Origin of the sequence: Corynebacterium auris, from assembly GCF_030408575.1 — a bacterium.
GTDB classification, from domain to species: Bacteria; Actinomycetota; Actinomycetes; order Mycobacteriales; family Mycobacteriaceae; genus Corynebacterium; species Corynebacterium auris.
Window position 1 is genome coordinate 1,541,401 of record NZ_CP047047.1, and the last position, 18,922, is coordinate 1,560,322.

General features: G+C 68.9%; 16 protein-coding genes. 4 read left to right on the top strand and 12 right to left on the bottom strand.

Annotated features, from left to right (window positions below):
* The first annotated feature begins 24 nt into the window (after positions 1-24).
* Positions 25-2,481, top strand: coding sequence for a malto-oligosyltrehalose synthase (treY, locus tag CAURIS_RS07390; protein WP_290341401.1), 2,457 nt, complete (start codon positions 25-27; stop codon positions 2,479-2,481).
* Between the two features lie 10 nt (positions 2,482-2,491).
* Entirely contained in the window at positions 2,492-3,505 is a 1,014-nt protein-coding gene (locus tag CAURIS_RS07395; protein ID WP_290341402.1) for a GTP pyrophosphokinase, read from the top strand.
* Here CAURIS_RS07395 and CAURIS_RS07400 read toward each other — a convergent pair.
* From CAURIS_RS07400 to CAURIS_RS07410, 3 genes are read right to left on the bottom strand one after another with little or no spacing between them, the layout of a single operon-like run.
* Positions 3,502-3,882: an RNA-binding S4 domain-containing protein gene (locus CAURIS_RS07400; RefSeq protein ID WP_290341403.1), complete on the bottom strand. Its 381-nt coding sequence runs from the start codon at positions 3,880-3,882 to the stop codon at positions 3,502-3,504. The genes CAURIS_RS07395 and CAURIS_RS07400 overlap by 4 nt on opposite strands.
* 6 nt (positions 3,883-3,888) lie before the next feature.
* Positions 3,889-4,122, bottom strand: coding sequence for a hypothetical protein (locus CAURIS_RS07405; RefSeq protein ID WP_290341404.1), 234 nt, complete (start codon positions 4,120-4,122; stop codon positions 3,889-3,891).
* Between the two features lie 18 nt (positions 4,123-4,140).
* Entirely contained in the window at positions 4,141-4,797 is a 657-nt protein-coding gene (locus tag CAURIS_RS07410) for an IMPACT family protein (protein ID WP_290341405.1), read from the bottom strand.
* A gap of 65 nt (positions 4,798-4,862) precedes the next feature.
* On the opposite strand from CAURIS_RS07410, the gene treZ reads away from it, so the two are divergent.
* On the top strand, positions 4,863-6,605 hold the full coding sequence (gene treZ / locus CAURIS_RS07415) for a malto-oligosyltrehalose trehalohydrolase (protein WP_290341407.1): 1,743 nt from the start codon (positions 4,863-4,865) through the stop codon (positions 6,603-6,605).
* Here the strand turns inward: treZ and ilvA are convergent.
* The 9 genes from ilvA to lspA form a co-directional block, all read right to left on the bottom strand.
* Positions 6,602-7,918 carry a threonine ammonia-lyase IlvA gene (gene ilvA, locus CAURIS_RS07420; protein WP_290341408.1) on the bottom strand — a complete coding sequence of 439 codons (1,317 nt, stop codon included), beginning with the start codon at positions 7,916-7,918 and terminating at the stop codon, positions 6,602-6,604. The two genes, treZ and ilvA, sit on opposite strands and share 4 nt — an antisense overlap.
* 6 nt (positions 7,919-7,924) lie before the next feature.
* Complete coding sequence (locus CAURIS_RS07425) at positions 7,925-8,647, bottom strand: DUF8548 family protein (protein ID WP_290341409.1); 723 nt, start codon at positions 8,645-8,647, stop codon at positions 7,925-7,927.
* A gap of 10 nt (positions 8,648-8,657) precedes the next feature.
* Positions 8,658-12,218 (bottom strand): DNA polymerase III subunit alpha, encoded by a 3,561-nt coding sequence (dnaE, locus tag CAURIS_RS07430; protein WP_290341410.1) that lies wholly within the window; start codon positions 12,216-12,218, stop codon positions 8,658-8,660.
* Positions 12,219-12,263: 45 nt separating this feature from the next.
* Positions 12,264-13,538, bottom strand: coding sequence for an ABC transporter permease (locus CAURIS_RS07435; RefSeq protein ID WP_290341411.1), 1,275 nt, complete (start codon positions 13,536-13,538; stop codon positions 12,264-12,266).
* Positions 13,535-14,278, bottom strand: coding sequence for an ABC transporter ATP-binding protein (locus CAURIS_RS07440; protein ID WP_290343351.1), 744 nt, complete (start codon positions 14,276-14,278; stop codon positions 13,535-13,537). Before CAURIS_RS07440 ends, CAURIS_RS07435 begins: the two co-directional genes overlap by 4 nt.
* A 56-nt stretch (positions 14,279-14,334) precedes the next feature.
* The gene (locus CAURIS_RS07445) at positions 14,335-15,828 is read right to left on the bottom strand and encodes an efflux RND transporter periplasmic adaptor subunit (protein ID WP_290341412.1); all 1,494 of its coding nucleotides are present in this window, start codon (positions 15,826-15,828) and stop codon (positions 14,335-14,337) included.
* Between the two features lie 108 nt (positions 15,829-15,936).
* On the bottom strand, positions 15,937-16,458 hold the full coding sequence (locus CAURIS_RS07450) for a hypothetical protein (RefSeq protein WP_290341413.1): 522 nt from the start codon (positions 16,456-16,458) through the stop codon (positions 15,937-15,939).
* Complete coding sequence (locus tag CAURIS_RS07455) at positions 16,455-17,381, bottom strand: RluA family pseudouridine synthase (protein ID WP_290341414.1); 927 nt, start codon at positions 17,379-17,381, stop codon at positions 16,455-16,457. The genes CAURIS_RS07450 and CAURIS_RS07455 overlap by 4 nt, the downstream gene beginning before the upstream one ends.
* A complete protein-coding gene (gene lspA / locus CAURIS_RS07460) occupies positions 17,371-17,883 on the bottom strand; it encodes a signal peptidase II (protein ID WP_290341416.1) in 513 nt (170 codons plus the stop codon). The genes CAURIS_RS07455 and lspA overlap by 11 nt, the downstream gene beginning before the upstream one ends.
* A 92-nt stretch (positions 17,884-17,975) precedes the next feature.
* Between lspA and CAURIS_RS07465 the strand changes: the two genes are divergently transcribed.
* Positions 17,976-18,920 carry a DUF6263 family protein gene (locus tag CAURIS_RS07465; RefSeq protein ID WP_290341417.1) on the top strand — a complete coding sequence of 315 codons (945 nt, stop codon included), beginning with the start codon at positions 17,976-17,978 and terminating at the stop codon, positions 18,918-18,920.
* Positions 18,921-18,922 lie beyond the last annotated feature (2 nt).

Genomic DNA, 18,922 nt, shown 5'->3' on the forward strand with positions numbered 1-18,922 from the left:
CGAAGGGAAACGGAGGACCACGCCATGCGTCGCCCAATCACCTCGACCTACCGCCTACAGCTGCGGGGGCCCCACGCCGACCCGGCGGGGCGGCGCTTCGGCTTCGCCGAGGCCACCCAGGTCGTCGACTATCTGCGCGACCTGGGCGTCTCCCACCTGTACCTCTCCCCGATCTTCGCCGCGGTGAAGGAATCAAACCACAACTACGACGTCACGGACCCGACCCAGGTCAACCCCGAGCTCGGGGGAATCGAGGGTCTGCGCGAACTGGCAGCGGCGGCGCACGAGGCCGGTTTGGGAATCATCGTCGATATCGTGCCGAACCACCTCGGGGTGGACACCCCCCACCTGAACAGGTGGTGGTGGGACGTGCTCAAACACGGGCGCGACTCCGAGTACGAGATGTACTTTGACATCGACTGGCACGAGGACAACGGCGCCGCCGGCAAGCTCGGTTTGCCGGTGCTAGGCAGCGAGGGGGATGAAGAACGCATCCAGCTGCTGCACCTCGACGCGATCGGCGAGGACGTCCTCGCCTACTACGACAATTACTTCCCGCTCGCCCCTGGGTCATACGAGGGGTTGGACGACGACCCGCTTGCCGTCTACGAGCGCCAGCACTACCGGCTGATGTACTGGCGCGACGGGGTGATCTCCTACCGCCGGTTTTTCTCCGTCAACGGGCTCGCCGGGGTGCGCCAGGAGGACCCGCTGGTCTTCGAGCACACCCACCGAGTTGTACGCCAGCTCATCGCCGAGGAGCTCATCGACGGCATCCGCGTCGATCACCCGGACGGGCTCGCGGAGCCCTTCGGCTACCTCAGCCGCCTGCGCGACCTCGTCGGCGAGGACCGCTGGCTTGTGGTGGAAAAGATCCTCGGCGTCGACGAGCCCCTCGACCCGCGCCTGTCCGTTGACGGGACAACGGGCTACGACGCGCTGCGCGAGCTCGACGGGATCTTCGTCGACCGGGCGGCCGAGGACGCGCTGAGCATGTTGGCCCTGCAGCAGACGGGCTCGACCTGGGATGAACGCGCCATCGACGCTGCCGAGCACCAGCTCAAGCGCGACGTAGCGCGCAGTGAGCTGGGCGCGGAGATCCGCCGCCTGACGCGCGCGATCCGCCGGGATAACTTCTCCACCGCCGGCTCGACCGTCTCCGATGACGAACTCACCTGGGTCGTCATCGAACTGGTGGCGGCGATCCCGGTCTACCGCGCGGATTACCTATCCATGTCGCGGGTGACCTCGTCGGTGATGGCGGAGATGGCGCGGCGTTTTCCGTCGAGAAGCGATGCTCTCGATCTCATCTCGGCCGCGCTTTTGGCCAACGGCGAGGCCGCGACCCGCTTCGCCCAGGTCTGCGGCGCCGTGATGGCGAAGGGGGTCGAGGACACCCTGTTTTACCGGGCCTCCCGGCTTGTTGCGCTGCAGGAGGTCGGCGGCGCCCCCGGCCGCTTCGGCGTGTCGGCCGCGGAGTTCCACCTTTTGCAGCAGGAGCGCGCCAGGCTCTGGCCGCGGGCGATGACCACGCTGACCACGCACGACACGAAGCGCAGCGAGGATACCCGCGCGAGGATCATCGAGATCACCGAGCTCCCGAACGAGTTCGCGGAGCTCGTGCGCCAGGTCGGCGCCATCGTCCCCGCCCCCGACGCCGCCGTGGGCCACTTCCTGCTGCAGAACCTTTTGGGGGTGTGGCCCCACGACGGTGCCATCACCCCCGCGCTGCGCGAGCGGCTGCACGACTACGCCATAAAGGCCAGCCGGGAGGCCGGGACGAGCACGACCTGGTTCGACCAGGACGCATCCTACGAAACTTCCGTCACGGACTGGGTGGACGCTCTGCTCAACGGGCCGGCGACCGGGCTTATCACCGACTTCGCCGCCACGTTGCACCGCGGGGCGATCCAGGTGTCGCTGGGCCGCAAGCTACTACAGCTCGTCGGCCCCGGCATCCCCGACACGTACCAAGGCCAGGAGTTTTTCGACCTTTCCCTCGTCGACCCCGACAACCGTCGCTTCGTGGACTTCACCAACCGCGCCCAAACCCTCGAGCTGCCCCCAAGCCTCGACTGCCCGGCCGCCGACGGCACGCACCCGCGCCTGGCGGAGCAGATCGACCGCGCGAAGCAGCACGTCGTACGCGAGGCGCTTACGCTGCGCCGCGAGCACCCAGGCGTCTTTCTTACCGGCGGGTACCAGCCCGTCTTCGCCGAGGGCGAAGCCGAGGCGCACCTGGTGGGCACGGCGCGCGGGGACGCGGAGCTCAGCGTCATCGCCTTGGCCACCCGCTACCCGCTCCGCCTCGCCGCGCGCGGCGGCTGGGGCGAGACGACCGTGGCGTTGCCGGAGGGGCGGTGGACGGACCGACTCAGCGGACGCACCTACGAGGGCGTAGCGCGCGCCGCTGACATTTTTGCCTCCCTGCCCACCGCCCTGCTCGTCTCCGAGCGCCTCTCCGGGCCCGAGGCCCTGTAGGGGGCCGGGGATGAGCGACGGAACCGTCCCCGACGCAGTCATCGCGCGGCTCGGGTCCACGTACTTCGCGTGGCTGGACGCACACCCGGGGATCGACACGGCCTTCCATCAGGCCCTCGCTGAGCTGCTCGCCGACGCCGGCGTCAACTTCGACAGGGTCGACGTGCGCATCAAGTCGTGGCCGTCGATGAAGGCGAAGGCCCGCACGGTCCGCGACGGCGCCCCCGCCTACCCCGACCCGTGGCACGATATCCGCGACCTCATCGGCGCTAGGATCACCGTCTTGCACTCCACCGAAATCCCCACCGTGCTCGACCTTGCGGCGGGTCAGTTCGAGGTGCTGCGCAGCGTGGACAAGGCGCAGGAGACCCGCGTCGCCGGCGGCTTCGGCTACGGCTCGCACCACCTCGTGCTGCGGGTGCGGCCGAGCTCCGAGGGTTTAGAGGACTACGCGGGTGCGGTCTTTGAGCTGCAGGTGCGCACCGTCTTGCAGCACGCGTGGGCCGAGTTCGAGCACGACATCCGCTACAAACGCGCCGGCGGCACCGAGCCCGACCCTCAGGTGGACCGGGCCTTTACCCTCGCGGCCGGGCTCATCGAGCTGGCGGACCAGCAGTTCGACCAGATCTCGGCGGTGACCTATCCGGAGCACAAGGTGGATACCGGGGTCGACGCCGAACTCACCCCGGAGACACTGCCCGGGGTGCTCACGGTGCTGATGGGGACCCGCTTTCCGCTCTCGCGCCCGGAGGACTACCGCTTCCTCATCGAGCTGCTGCGCGCGCACGACATCGACAACGTCGCCCAGCTGGCGGAGCTGACCAACGCCGCCGACGTCGACGCAGTCTCCTCTGCGCTGAAATACGCCTTCGCGCCGGGGCAGGTGCGCATCGTCGACGACCTTCTGCTCAACCGCTTCGGGGAAGACCACATCGCCCGCACGGCGCGATCGGGCAACCGGCCGAAGCTGAGGCGCGACCGGCTGCGCAGGCGGCTGGCGGGGCTGCGCTCTGGGCGCAGCTAGCGCCGCCCCTGCAGGCGGTCGATCGCGCGCCTGTCCTTCTTGGTCGGGCGCCCCGCCCCCCTGTCGCGCTGCGGCAGGGAGGCGAGGATCTCCCGCGGCGGGGGTGGCGGGGAGGTGTCGATGTACATGGTCCGCGCCACTGGGGCGCCGACGCGCTTCTTCGGCGTGCCCGTAACCTCCAGCTCGAGGTAGCGGTGGTCCTTCCACACCCGGACATGGTCCCCCGGCACGACCTGCGCCGCTGGCTTGGGCGCCTGCCCGTTGAGCTTGACGTGTCCCGCGCGCACCGCCTCGGCGGACTGGGACCTAGTCTTAAACACGCGGACCGCCCACAGCCACACGTCGATGCGGACCGCGCTGCCCTCGCCGTCACTCATCGGCGGCTAGTACTGGTCGCGGTGGTTGACGATCTTCTGGACCTTGTTGTAGTTGGTCCAGCCACCCGCGACGGCGGCGATCAGGCCGAGCAGCAGGATAAACCACGAGCTCGTGAGAATAGCCAGCACAATCCCGCCCCCGAGACCGGCGCCGACCCAGATGGCGGCGTTGCGGGAGTAGCGGCGGACGTCCTGTTTGCGCTTCTCAATGGGGTTGTTCGGGCGCGGCTGCATAGTCATGCGGGTAATTTTAGCCGCTTAGTCCTCCACCCACGTATACGTGGGCCCGGCGGGATCGGCGAGCTCGGCGCTCCCGCGGGTCGCGGCGGCGATCCTCTCGCGCACCCGCGGCAGGTGCGCCGGGTCGAAGGCGAGCGTGTAGCGCGCCACCGCGCCGTATTCCACCCCGAGCACCTCGATTCCGGCGGCGCGCAGCTCGCCCTCAACCCGCCCCGCGTCCGCGTGCGGCAGGTCCACTACCCCGACTCGGCGCGGCTTGCGCATCACGCGGGGCACGTTTTCTAGGGCCTCGCTTATCGACGTCGAATAGGCGCTGACCAGGCCCCCGGTGCCGAGCTTGGTGCCGCCGAAGTACCTGGTGACCACCGCTGCGACGTCGCACAGCCCCGAGCCCCGGAGGGTCTCGAGCATGGGCGTGCCCGCGGTGCCGGCGGGCTCGCCGTCGTCGGAGGAGCGCTCGACCGGCTGCGCCCCATCGACTCGGTAGATGTAGGCGCTGCAGTGGTGCCGCGCGTCCGGGTAGTCCTCGCGCGCGGCGGCGATGAAGGCGCGCGCCTGTTCTTCGGACTGAACCCTGCCGATCCGGGCGATGAAGCGTGAGCGTTTGACCTCGATCTCGTGCTCGACGAGCTGCCCCGCGCGGGGCAGCTCGTAGGGCGCGCACACATCAGTCATGGTGGACCACACTTTACCGCTGCCTCGGTTGCCGCTCGGTCGTGGGCTTCCATAATCTGGTGGCTATGTCTACCCCCGCAAGATTCGAGATCTGGGCCCCCTACGCGCACCGGGCGCAGCTGGCAGTGGACGGCGCCGACTACACGATGCTGCGCGACGAGGCGCGCGAGGGCTGGTGGTACGCGGACCCGGCCTTGATCACCCCGGCGGCGGGCCAGCGCTACTGCTACCGCCTCTTCGACGGCACCGACTGGTCGAAGCCCCTGCCGGACCCGCGCACGCGGGCTCAGCCGGAGGGCGTGCACGGGCCTTCCGAGGTGGTTGCCACCAACTTCGAGTGGGGTGACGCAGCGTGGCGCGGGCGCCAGCTGCGCGGCCAGGTGATCTACGAGCTCCACGTGGGTACCTTCACCCCCGCCGGAACCTTTGCCGGGGTGGCCGAGAAGCTGGGGTACCTCGCCTCCCTCGGCGTCACCGCCATCGAGATCATGCCGGTCCAGCCTTTCGGGGGCACCCGCAACTGGGGCTACGACGGCGTGGACTGGTTCGCGGTGCAGCACTCCTACGGCGGTCCGGTCGAGCTGAAAAAGCTCGTTGACGCCGCCCACCGCGCGGGGCTGTCCGTCTTCCTCGACGTGGTGTACAACCACTTCGGCCCCGACGGCAACTACAACGGCCTGTTCGGCCCCTACACCACCGCCGGCAACACGGGCTGGGGCGACGTGATCAACCTGTCCGGCCCCGGCTCGGACGAGGTGCGCTCCTACATCCTCGACGCGGTGCGACAGTGGCTCGACGAGTTCCACATCGACGGGCTGCGCCTCGATGCCATCCACTCCTACGACGACCGGCTGGCGTACTCCATCATGGAGGAGATCCGCGCCGTGGCGGACGACGTCGCCGCGGGGACCGGGGTCCCGCGCATCATCATCGGCGAGTCGGATCTGAATGACCCGCGCATCATCAACGACGAATCCGTCGGCGGCTACGGCTTGAGCGCCCAGTGGGTCGACGACATCCACCACTGCATTCACACCCTCGTCAGCGGGGAGCGCGGCGCGTACTACGTCGACTACGGCACCATTGAGATCCTCGCCTACACCCTGGCGCACGGCTACCGGTTCCGGGGCGGCTACTCGCAGTACCGCAAGCGCCACCATGGCCGCCCCCTGGATCTGGCCGCCGTCCCTGCCTGGCGCCTGATTACCTACACCACCACCCACGACCAGACCGGCAACCGGGCGAAGGGCGACCGCCCCTCCCAGAACCTCACTCCGACGCAGCTGGCGCTCAAGGCCGCGGTGGTGCTGTTCTCGCCCTTTACGCCGATGTTGTTCATGGGAGAGGAGTTCGCGGCCCGCACGCCCTTTCCCTTCTTCGTCTCGCACACAAACGACGAGCTAAACCGGCTGACCCGCCAGGGCCGCTTCGACGAGTTCGCCCGCCTCGGCTGGCGCCCGGAGGACGTGCCCGACCCGGCGGAGGCGGCCACCTTCGAAAGTGCCCGGCTTGTCTGGGACGTCGACGAGACCCAGGACGAGATCTTCGAGACCTACCAGGCGCTGATCGGGCTCCGCGAGCAGTACGGCCTAGCCCGAGAGGACCTGCGCGAGCTGCGCGTCGAGCACGGCGCGCAGTGGCTGACGATGGGCTACGACGATATTGTGCTCGCCGCCAACTTCAGCGGCGACACCGTGCGGGTACCCGTCGGGGGCACGCTGGTCTATTCCTTCGGTGACCCGCAGGTGGGCGCGGAGTCCACGACGCTCGGGCCGTGGGAGTTCGCTATCCTCGCGCCGGCTGCCTAGCTGGCCACGATGAACTCGTACTCGTCGGTGCCGGGCATGAGCCTGCGGCACTCGATGGGCGAATCCTCCATCCGGCCGAGCAGCGGGTCGAGGTCGCTGGCGCGGCTGAGCTCCACGCCCACGAGCGCGACACCCGTTTCGCGGTTGTTCTTCTTCAGGTACTCGAACAGGACGATGTCGTCCTCCTTGCCTAGGATGTCGGTGAGGAAGCTACGCAGCTGCCCCGGCTCCTGCGGGAAGTTCACCAGGAAGTAGTGCTTCAGGCCGCGGTGCACCAGGGAGCGCTCCATCACCTCCGCGTAGCGCAGCACGTCGTTGTTGCCCCCGGAAATAACGCACACGACGGTGCTGCCCGGCTCCAGCTTCACCCCGCTCAGCCCGGCGACGGACAGGGCCCCGGCGGGCTCGGCGATGATGCCCTCGTTCTGGTAGAGCGCAAGCATCTCGGTGCACACCGCGCCCTCCTCGCTGGCGATTAGGTGGGTGCGCCCGAGGTTGCGCTCGATGATCTCGTACGGGAACGCCCCGGCGCGCTTGACTGCGGCGCCGTCGACGAAGGGGTCGATCGCTTTCAGGGTGACCGGGCCGCCGTTTTTCACCGCGGCGGCCATCGAGGCCGCGCCCGCCGGTTCGACGGCCACGACGGAGGTACGCGGGGACATGTCGGCGAGGTAGGAGACAATGCCCGCGGCCAGCCCACCGCCGCCGACGGGGACGATGACGCTGTCGAGCTCACGGCCCAGGCCGGTCAGCTGCGCGAGGATCTCGGCGGCGACGGTGCCCTGGCCGATGACGGTTTCGCGGGCGTCGAAAGGCTCGATGACGGTGGCTCCGCGCTCGGCGGCGTCGTCACGCGCGGCCTCGGCGGCCTCGTCGAAGGTGTTGCCGGTGACGACGAGCTCGATGTTGTCCCCGCCGTGGACACGGATGCGGTCGCGCTTTTGCTTCGGGGTGGGCTTGGGCACGAAGATTTTGCCCTTGATCCCCATGGCGCGGCACGCGTAGGCGACCCCCTGGGCGTGGTTGCCGGCGGAGGCGGCGACGACGCCCGCGGCCTTTTCCTCCTCCGTCAAGGATGCGACGTTGTAGTAGGCCCCGCGGATCTTGTAGGAGCGCACGTCCTGCAGATCCTCGCGCTTGAGGTAAACCTCAAGGCCGTACTGCTGCGACAGCCGCGGGCAGTACTGCAGCGGCGTGGGCTCGATCACCGTCGAAATCCTCGCCTGAGCTGCCTGAATATCGGCCGCGTGGACCTCTGCTGTCGACGGCGGCGTGTGGGGCTCGTTCTGCGGTGTCGGCACGGCTGCGTTCATGCTGAATCAGTGTAGCCCCTGCGCCCTCGGCCCTTCGTGTTGAGACTTCTCGTGCAGCCAGATCGCGTGGTCGAACTCAAGGAGAGTTGCGGTGCACGCGCCCTCCTCGGCGAGCGTCTCGTAGACGTCGACGAGGAGGCGGCGGGCCTCCCGGCTGCTGACCGTCCTGCCGACGGCCCGGGAGACGAAACCCACCAGGCGCCGGTCTGCCTTGAGCCCGGGAACCCCCATGAGCATGAGGAAGTACTCGGCGGTGACCGGCCCGCACCCGTAGACGCCGCTGTACGCCCGGATGAGCGCTGCGACCCGATCCTCGTCGGGCCGACGCGAACCCGTGGGGTAGGCGAAGGAGCGAAGGTCGGCCGCGGTCTCAATATTCACGTCGCGGAAGCGCCGGGCGACCTCCCGCGCCGCGGCCGCCTTGGTGGTGCTTCTCGGTCTGCCGGGCGCGACGCGGCCGGCGCCCATGGCCTCGATGACGACGCGCTCGTCCAGGTGCGCCACGACGCTGAGGGAGTCTGTGCTCATGCCGCGTTCGTGCAGCCCATCCCTCAGGCCCGCAAGGCCAGCCTTCACCCCACTGTAGTGGGAGCTCATGCTGTAGACGGCATCCCACAACGCGATGCCAATTTCGTGCGGCCAGCCTCCCTTGTAGCGGGTGAACAGCTCGTCGTCGATGCCTTCTACGGCCGTCCTCGTGAACGCGAGGTCACCAGTTTCTCGTTCCACGGGGAGTAGCCTAGCCCAGGATCCCGGCGCCCAGGTTCGCCTTGAGGTCGCCCATCAGGTTCGCTGAGCGCTCAACGCGCAGGTGGTCGCCGAGCACCATGAGCTGCTCCTGGTCGCCGTGGACGAGGTTGAGGTAGACATCCGAGTCCCCGGGGTTGGCCACGAGGACGTCCTTGAGCCTGCGGACGTTGTCCAGGGTGCACTGCTCGGTGCGCAGCGTGAGCCGCAGCGGCAGGCCGGCGCCGTTGCCCGGGCCGAGCTCGGGAACCTTGACGTCGTCGCCGAACAGGCTCATGCGCTCGTCGCGGATGGACACGTGCGCCTTGACCAGGATGATGTTGTCCTCCACAATCTGCGGGGCGACCAGCGCGTAGACCTTGTTAAACAGCAGAACCTCCACCTGCGCACCGTGATGGTCCTCGATGGTCACGATGGCCCACGGCGAGCCGTCCTTCTTAGAAAATCGCCTATCGACGCCCGAAATGAGGCCGCCGATGGTCACCTCCGCGCCGTTGCGCATCTCCCCGGACAGGATGTCGGTCAGCTGCGTGTCCGTCTGCGCGTCGAGTGCCTCCCCGAAGCCGTCGAGCGGGTGGCCCGAGACGTACAGGCCGAGCATCTCGCGCTCCAGCGCCAGCTTGTGTTTGCGGTCCCATTCGTCCTCCGGCACCTCGAGCGCGAACGCTGCCGAGGCCTCGCCTTTACCGCCGCCGAGGCCGGCGAAGAGGTCGAACTGCCCCTTGTCGGCCGCCTTTTTCGTGGTCAGCACGGAGTCCACGGCGTCTTCCTGGATGAGCATGAGGCCCTTGCGCGGGTGTCCCAGCGAATCGAAGGCGCCGGCCTTGATGAGCGACTCCGTGATGCGCTTGTTGCACGGCAGCAAGTCGATCTTGTCCAGGTAGTCGGAAAAGCTGGTGAACGCGCCCTTCGCCTTGCGGGTGTCCTTGATGGACTCCACCACCTCGGCGCCGACGTTGCGCACCGCGGCCAGGCCGTAGCGGATGTCCTCGCCGACGGCGATGAAGTTCTCCTCGGATTCGTTGATGTCCGGCTGCAGCACCGAAATGCCCAGGTGGCGGCAGTCGGCGAGGTAGATGGCGGACTTGTCCTTCTTGTCGCCCACTGAGGTGAGAAGCGCCGCCATGTACTCGGCGGTGTAGTTCGCCTTCATGTAGGCCGTCCAGTAGGACACGAGCGCGTAGCCCGCGGCGTGGGACTTGTTGAAGGCGTAGGAGGCGAAGGGCTCGATTGTGCCCCACAGGGCGTCGACGGCGTCCTTGGAGTAGCCGTTGGAAAACATGCCCTGGGAGAACTTCTCGTACTGCTGCGCCAGCACCTCGGGCTTCTTCTTGCCCATCGCCTTGCGGAAGCCGTCTGCCTCGCCGGCAGTGTAGTTCGCCACCTTCTGCGAGATCCTCATGATCTGCTCCTGGTAGACGATGAGGCCGTAGGTTTCGTCGAGGATCTCCTTCAGCGGCTCCTCGAGCTCCGGGTGAATCGGGGTGATCGGCTTGCGCCCGTTTTTGCGGTCGGCGTAATCCCAGTGCGCGTTCACGCCCATCGGGCCCGGGCGGTAGAGCGCCAGCGAGGCGACGATGTCGTTGAAGCCCGTGGGGCGCATGCGCTTGAGCAGGTCCTGCATGCCGCCCGAGTCCAGCTGGAACACGCCGAGTGTGTCGCCGCGGGAGAGCAGCTGGTAGACGGCGGCGTCGTCGGTGTCCAGGCCCTCCAGGTCGAGGGTTTCGCCGCGGTTTTTCTTCACGTTCTCCAAGGCGTCGCCAAGCACCGTGAGGTTGCGCAGGCCGAGGAAGTCCATCTTCAACAGGCCGATCGCCTCGCAGGCCGGGTAGTCCCAGCCCGTGATGATGGCGCCGTCGGCAGGCCGCTTCCACATCGGGATGTGGTCCATCAGCGGCACGGAGGCCATGATCACCGCGCAGGCGTGCACGCCGGCCTGGCGCACCACGCCCTCAAGCCCGCGGGCGGTCTCGTAGATCTTCGCCACGTCGGGGTCCGTCTCAATGAGCGAGCGCACCTCGGCGGCCTCCGCGTAGCGCTCGTGCTCCGGATTCGTGATACCCGACAGGGGGATGTCCTTGGCCATCACCGCCGGCGGCAGCGCACCGTTGATCCGGTCGGCCATCTGGAAGCCTGGCTGACCGAAATGAACGCGGGCGGAGTCCTTGATCGCCTGCTTCGTCTTCACGGTGCCGAAGGTGATCACCTGGGCGATCTTGTCCTCGCCCCAGCGCTCGGCGGCGTAGGTGATCATCTCGCCGCGGCGGCGGTCGTCGAAGTCGATATCGATATCCGGCGCCGAGGGGCGCTCCGGGTTGAGGAACCTCTCGAAGAGCAGCCCGTGCTCCATCGGGTCGATGTTCGTAATGGTCAGCGCGTAGGCCACGAGCGAGCCTGCCGCCGAGCCGCGGCCCGGGCCGACGCGGATCCCGATCTCGCGGGCGTGCTTGATCAGCTCGGCGACGATGAGGAAGTAGGAGGGGTAGCCCTTCATGTCGATGACGTCGATCTCGTAGTCGGCGCGCTCGGCGTACTCGGCGGGCACCTCCTTGCCCTCGAAGCGCTCGCGCAGCCCCTTGTGCACCTCCTTGCGCAGCCACGTCGTCGGGGTCTCCCCCTCGGGCACGTCCGCGATGGGCATGCGGTCGTGCGGGTGCTCCTCCCACAGCTGGCCGTAGTCGCCCACCCGCTCGGCGATCCACAGCGTGTTGTCGCAGCCGTCCGGGACCACCGTGTCCCACAGCTCGCGCATCTGCTCGGCGGACTTGATGTAGTAGCCGGTGCCGTCGAACTTGAAGCGGTCGGGGTCCATCAGCGTCTTGCCCGTCTGCACGCACAACATCGCCTCGTGCGACGGGGCCTGGGATTCGAGGACGTAGTGGCAGTCGTTGGTGACCAAAGGCGGCAGGCCGAGCGCCTCGCCGATGCGCAGCAAGTCGTCGCGCACGCGGCGCTCGATGTGCAGGCCGTGGTCCATCAGTTCGAGGAAGTAGTTGTCCTTGCCGTAGATGTCCTGCCACATCGCGGCGGCCTCGAGCGCCTCGTCGTACTGGCCCAGCCGGAGCCTCGTCTGCACGTCGCCCGAGGGGCAGCCGGTGGTGGCGATGATGCCGTCGGCGTGCTCGGCGATGAGCTCGGCGTCCATGCGCGGCCACTTACCCAGCTGGCCCTCGTAGGAGGCCAGCGACGACAGCTTGAACAGGTTGCGCAGGCCCGTGGCGTTTTCCGCCAGCATCGTCTGGTGCAGATAGGCGCCCGAGGCGGAGACGTCGTCAGGCTTCTGGTCGGGGGTGCCCCACAGGACGCGCTTCTTGTTGAAGCGCGAGCCCGGCGCCATGTAGGCCTCGATGCCGATGATCGGCTTGACGCCCGCGTCGACCATCCTGCGGTAGAACGCGTTGGAGCCGAACATGTTGCCGTGGTCGGTCATCCCCACGGCCGGCATGCCCTGGCGCACGACCTCCTCCGCCAGAAGATCCACCTTGGCCATGCCGTCCAGCATGGAGAACTCCGTGTGGTTGTGCAGGTGGACGAAGGAGGATTTTTTGGCCATGCGGCTCATCTTATCCGCCCCGTCAACCCGCGCCGCGGGCCCGGCCTACTCGTAACGCAGGGCGTCGATAGGCTGCATCTTTACGGCTTTCGACGCCGGGTAGGCGCCGAAGAACACGCCCGTGATGAGGGAGAAAGCCAGCGAGAAGAGCACCGCGCCCAGCGGCGGGTAGACGAAGGCGTCGAAAGACGCGGTGGCGATCATGCCAATCACCCCGCCGAGAACAACACCGATGATGCCGCCGACGAGGCAGACCAGCATGGCCTCCACGATGAACTGCGTGCGGATGTCCGTGTTCGTCGCGCCGAGCGCCTTGCGCACGCCGATCTCGCGGGTGCGCTCGGTGACGGTGATGAGCATGATGTTCATCACGCCGATGCCGCCGACCAAGAGCGAAATGCCGCCGATGGAGGCGAGCACCTGCGCGATGATATTAAAGACGCCGGTGAGCTGCTCCAGCCCGGCCGACAGGTCAAGCACGGTGATCTCGAAGTTCTCGTTGCGCTGGTACCACCGGTCGAGGTAGGCCTGCAGGTCCTGCTGGAACGCGGCCGGGTCCTCCTCGGCGCTGGACTGCACGGCGAAGGAGTCGACGTACTCCACCGGCGACCCGAGCCGGTCCGCGGCGGGCAGCGGGATGTAGGCGTCGAGCGGCTGGCCCCCGGCGACGAACTGGGCGGAGTCGTTGCGATCTTCGAGCACGCCGACGATCGTGAATACCGCCGTCTGGCTGCCGACGTTAAGGTCGATCCTCTCCCCGAGCGCGCCCTGGGCGTCGCCGCCAAACAGCTCGTCGATAAGAGATGGGCTGACGACCGTGAGCGGGCGCTGCCCCTGGATGTCCTCGGGGCCGAGCGCCCTGCCGAACTCCACGTTGAGGTTGCGCATGCGGAAGGAATCCTCGAGCACCGGGTAGACCGTCGCGTTGCCCTCCTCTTGGCCGTAGGTCGCCGCCGCGTCCAAGGTCAGCGCGTTCGGCAGGTCGACGCCGGTCACGCGCGGGCCGAAGTGATCGCGCAGCTCCTGGAGGTCGTCCATGCTCACCATGTCCTCCTCCTCGGGGGTCGCCAAACCACCGAAGGCCGCGAAGGGGTCCTCCTCCGCCTGCGCGTCCGCGCGGGGGTGGACGGTGGCGATGTGGCTCATCGCCCCGACACCCTCCAGGCTGTTCAGGACCTGCTTCTGCAGCCCGGAGCCGAGTGTCATGATGATGATCACGGCCATGATGCCGATGATGATGCCCAGCAGGGTCAAAAGGGAGCGCATCTTGTTGGCGTTCAGGCTCGCCGCCGCGAGCCTGAGGGATTCGCGCAGGTTCACTGGCTCTCACCTGCCCGCGCCGCCGCCTTCGCCGCGGCCCCCTCTGGGGTGCGAATGTTACTGATGCGCCCGTCCATCATCTCGACCACGCGCCCGGTTTCTTCGGCGAGGTCGGGGTTGTGGGTGATGAACACGATGGCCTTACCCAGCTTCTGGTTGAGCTCGTGGAACAGGTCCATGACCAGCCGCCCCGTGGCGGAATCCAGGGCGCCGGTCGGCTCGTCGGCAAGCAGCAGGTCGGGGTCGTTGGCGAGGCTGCGCGCGATGGCCACGCGCTGCTTCTGGCCGCCGGAGAGCTCGTTGGGGTTGTGGTTGAGGCGATCGCCCATGCCGACGCGCTCGAGCAGATCAGCGGCACGCGCCTCGCGTTCCTTCTTTTCCACCCCGGCGTACATCATGGGCATGGCTACGTTCTGGAGGGCGTCGATACGCCCGATGAGGTTGAAGTTTTGGAAGATGAACCCGATGTTGTTGCTGCGGTAGGAGGCCAACTCGTTGTCCTCCTTGGCGTAGACGGGCTCGCCGTTGAACGCGTAGGCGCCCTCCGTGGGACGGTCGAGCATCCCGATGAGGTTCATCAGGGTCGACTTGCCGCAGCCGGAGGGCCCGACGATGGAAACGAACTCGCCCTGCTCGGTGTGGAAGTCGATGCCGTGCAGGACCTGGACCTCGCTCGGCTCGCCGGGGTTGTAGGTTTTGACGATGCCGCGCATGTCAATCAGCAGGCCGGTCGAGGCCATGTCCGAGGCCATGTCCGCGGGCGTATCGGGGGTGAGCGAATGCTTCACGACGCCCCCTACTCGCCCTGGCCAGCGTTATCGCCGCCTGCCTCGTCCACCTGGGACGGGTCGAAGTTCGGGTCGGAGATCTGCACCGTTTCGCCCAGCCGGTCACGGTACCTGTCGGGCCAGTTGATGACGATGTCCCCGGGCTCAAGGTCTCCCCCGGTCACCGCGATGTCGACCTCGTTGGCGGTGCCGGTTGTCACGGTGCGCTCCTCGACGGTGCCCTGCGTCGCGCCTTCCTCGCCGTCGTCGGTGGCCAGAACGAGGATCTTGTCGTCGTCGTAGATCGCGTCGCGGGGGACCATCAGCGCCTCGGGGGTCTCGTCCGTGATGATCTCCGCGCGCACGGACCCGCCGAGGAGCAGGCCCTCCCTGTCGCCCTCAACCTCGATCTCGATGGGGAAGCTCACGCTCCCCGTGCGGGCTGCGCTCGCGCCCTGCTGTTGCTGCTCGGGGTTTGCCGGGCCCTGCGACCCGACGGGGGCGATCCGGCGCACCTTGCCGGTGAACTCCTTCTCGCCGGTCGCGGTGGAGGTAAAGCGCACACGGTCGCCCGTTTTCACGCTGGCGATGTCGGCCTCGCGCACCTCCGAGTGGATAAGCAGGCGAGAGTCGTCGGCGATGGTCAGGATGCGCCCCTGCGGCACGTCACCCACTTGGACATCCACGGTGGCGACGACGCCTGCCATGGGGGCGTAAATCGTGCTCTGCTGCACCTGGTACTCGAGGGTGCTATCGGTTCCGATATTGTTCGCGGCCTGGGCCTGCTGCAGCGCGCTTTCCGCCTGGGCCTGGAGCTGCTGGCTCTCCTGCTCGGCCTGCGCCTGCGCCGCCTGGAGCACCGCCTGCGCCTGCTGCGCTTGCACCGCCTGCGCCTGCTGCGCCGCTTCTTCCCCGCCCTCCGCGGGCGCGATCCCCACGGTTTGGCCCTGCTCGTTGGAGGCCAGGATCATCGGCGCCGGGGCGCCGGGCGCGCTCGCGGCGGCCTGGGCCTCGGCCACCTGGGCGCGGGCCGCGCTGATGGCGGGGTGCGTCCCGTTCTGGACCTGCGCGGTGTGCGCCGCGAGCTGGTCCCTGGCCTGCTGGTAGCCCTGCGCCGCCTCGGCCTGGGCGGCGGCCGCCTGCTGGCGCTGCTCGGCCAGCTGACGCTCGAGAGCCTCCGTGTCCATCTCGGCAAGGAACTGCCCCTGCTCGACGCGGTCGCCGGCGGCGACGGCGAGCTGGATGACCTCCGACTGCACCGGCGAGGTAATGCTGGTGGAGCGGATCGGCGCGATGTTGCCGTTGACCACGATGCTGTTGGTGACGTCGCCCACCTCGGCCACGGTGTAGTCGCCGGCGCCCAGGCCGTCCGCGACGTCTCCCCCTCCGACGCCGCACCCGGCGGCGAACAGCGCTGTGGCCGCCACCCCCGCGGCGCAGGCCATCTTCACTCGTAGCTTCAGGCTCGTGCCTCCTGCGCCACACGAGGGCGCGGAGGTGAGTGCGTCACTGGAAGGGTGCACCGCTTCTCCTCACAGACTGGTGCGCCGCCGACCCCTGCCGGGCCCGTGCGTTGCACTCGGACATAACGGGCGGAAGTATACCCCGTCCCGGCGTGTTTTACCCCCGGCTTACCCTGACGGTGTGGGAACGATGGCGAAGGCCCCCCACACTGCGTCGGGCGGCAGCGCCTCCACCGCGGCCACCCCGGTGCGCTGCGCCACCTCGCGTGCCTGGCGGCCCGGGGCGTACATGACCGCGCCCACCACGCTGCCCGGGTCCACACCGGCGCGCGCGGCGGCGCGGGCGAAGACCTCGGCGCGCCCCTCGTCCCCGGTAGGTTCGGGCACGGGGCGCGCCGCCTGCCCCTCGAAGACGGCGGCGTTGACGCGGCCGACGCCTTCCAGCGCCGCCGCGGCCTCGGCGGGCCCGGCGCCCGGCGCGAGGGTGACCAGGGCGAAAACCGGCTCCTCGGCGGGGGCCCAGTCCAGCGAGTCGGCGGCGCGCCGCGCGTACTCCTCCCACGTCTCGCCCGTTTCCCTCCCGAGCTGGTCCCCGGCGGGCACGGGCGGGACCTGCACGCTCTCGCCGAGCGCCACCAGCCCCGCGACGCCGATCACCACCGCCGCGGCTGCGCCGATGACGAGTTTCACGCCCGCAAAACCTCGAGGGCACGGGCGAGATCGTCCGGGTAGGGCGACTCCACCTCCATCCACGTCGCCGAGCGCGGGTGCGTGAAGCCCAGCCTGGTGGCGTGCAGCCACTGCCGCGTCAGGCCGAGGCGCTTCGCCAGGTTCGGGTCCGAGCCGTACATCGGGTCACCCGCACAGGGGTGCCCGGTGGCGGACATGTGGACGCGGATCTGGTGGGTGCGGCCGGTTTCCAGGCGCACCTCGAGCAGGGAGGCCTCGCGGAAGGCCTCGATGACCTCGTAGTGGGTCACGGAATTGCGCCCGTCGGCGGTGACGGCGAACTTCCACCCGGCGGAGGGGTGGCGCCCGATCGGGGCGTCGATGGTGCCCACGATCGGGTCGGGCAGGCCCTGGACGACGGCGTGGTAGGTCTTTTCCACGGTGCGCTCGCGAAACGCGCGCTTGAGCACGGAGTAGCCGTGCACGCTCGCGGCCACGACCATCACCCCGGAGGTTCCTACGTCGAGGCGCTGGACGATGCCCTTTCGTTCGGGCGGGCCGGCGTCGGGAAGCTCGAAGCCCATCGCCTCGAGCCCGCCGACCACGGTTGGGCCCTCCCATCCCAGGGTGGGGTGCGCGGCGACGCCGACCGGCTTATCGACGGCAATCACGTCCGCGTCGGAGTAGATGACGCTCATGCCCTCGACGCGCTCGACCCGCGGGCGCGGGGGCGTTTTCGGGGCGGGCAGCGTGGCTTCGAGCATTGCCCCGGCGCGCACGCGCTCGGACTTCTGGACCTCGGTGGCGTCGACTAGCACATCCCCGTCGGCGATGATCTCGGCGGCGAGGGCGCGGGAGATGCCGAAGATTTTGGCCACGGCGGCGTCGACACGCATGCCGTCAAGCCCCTCGGGCACGGGCAGGGCGCGGAACTCACCGGTCATGGTCGGACTCCCCGAGGAAGAGAGCGAGGACGAAGATGACTACTCCGACGGTGATCGCGGCGTCAGCGAGGTTGAACACGGCGAAACCGCCCACCGAAATGTAGTCGACCACGTGGCCGAACCAGAACCCGGGCGGGCGGAACAGCCGATCGGTGAGGTTGCCCAGCGCCCCGCCCGCGATGAAGGCGATTCCCGCGAGCTCCAGGCGGTGGGAGATGTGCGGGGCGGCGATGAGGGCGCCGACGACGAAGGCCAGCTGGAGGGTGGTAAATAGCCAGGTCGAATCCTGGCCCATGGAAAAGGCCGCGCCGGGGTTAAACAACAAGAGCAGGCGGAACCAGTCCCCGATGACGGGGACGGGCTCGCCGGGCTCGAGCGTGGTCACCGCGATCTGCTTGACCACCTGGTCGACGGCCGCGATCGCGAGCATTACCGCCGCGACGACCGCCAGCCTCCGGCCCTTCCCACTGCGCGACGCGCCGCGCACCTTCTGTTCATCCATCGCCTGTTTACTGTAGCCGCTCCCCGCCGCGCTGCGCCCCATGGCGGCCCCACGGTGGGGCTCCTGGTGGGCCGTCACGGTAAGTTCGTCGTGTGACTATCCCCTCCGTGCCCCGCCGCGCCGCCTTCGTTGTCCTCCCGCTCTTCGCCCTCGCGGCGTGCGCCGGGCCGGGGCCCGACCCGCTGGAAGGGGTGCCCGCCTTCGCCGTCGAGCAGCCGACGATCAGCCTGATCGACGCCGGGGACGACCCCCGGGAGCTCACCTTCGACGTGGGGGAGCTCGAGCAGGCCGAGACGAGCGTCGCGGTCGGGCGCGGGTTCGCCCAGCAGGTCGTCGCCGCGGAGGACGTTGAGCCGCAGGCCCCCGCGGACGCAAGCGCGGAGGCCGTGACACTGCCGCTCGGCGTGAGCGCAGGCGAAGCGCCCGCGCCCGGCGCGGACGAGGAACCGGCGCAGCGCCTCGTGCACCTCACGGTGGGCGCCCCGGAGGGCCCCGCCGAGGATATCGGCAGCGCCGAGGGCTTCCAGATGTCCTGGCGCGCCGCCGCGAACGGCGCCGCCTCCACCCTCAGGCTCCTCGCGCCCGAGCAGTCGACGCAGCAGGCCAGGCAGGAGGTGGAAAGTGCCCTGCTCACGCTGCTGGCCACCAACGTCGTCTTCCCCGAGCAACCGGTCGGGGTGGGCGGGTCGTGGAGCGTGGAAGCGCGCGTGACCGGAGCGGACGCGATGCAGCGCACCACGACCTACACCGTGGCCGCCATCGAGGGCGACCGCGTCACCCTCGACGTGGACGTCGCCGAGCGCCCCTCGCGCGAGAGCGTCTCCATCGACAACGAGATCGCCGGCGAGCTCGACGGCGAGAGGCTGGCAGTCGAGAGCGCGGAGACGACCGCGCAGGGCCGCATCGAGGTGGAGGCCATGCTGCCGATCCCCGTGGCCGGGAAGATCGACACCACGACGCGCGTGGTCTACGCGGGGCCCGACCCGGTGCGGCGGGTGGTCCAGGACATCACCACGACCCTCGAGTACGGCACGTAGAC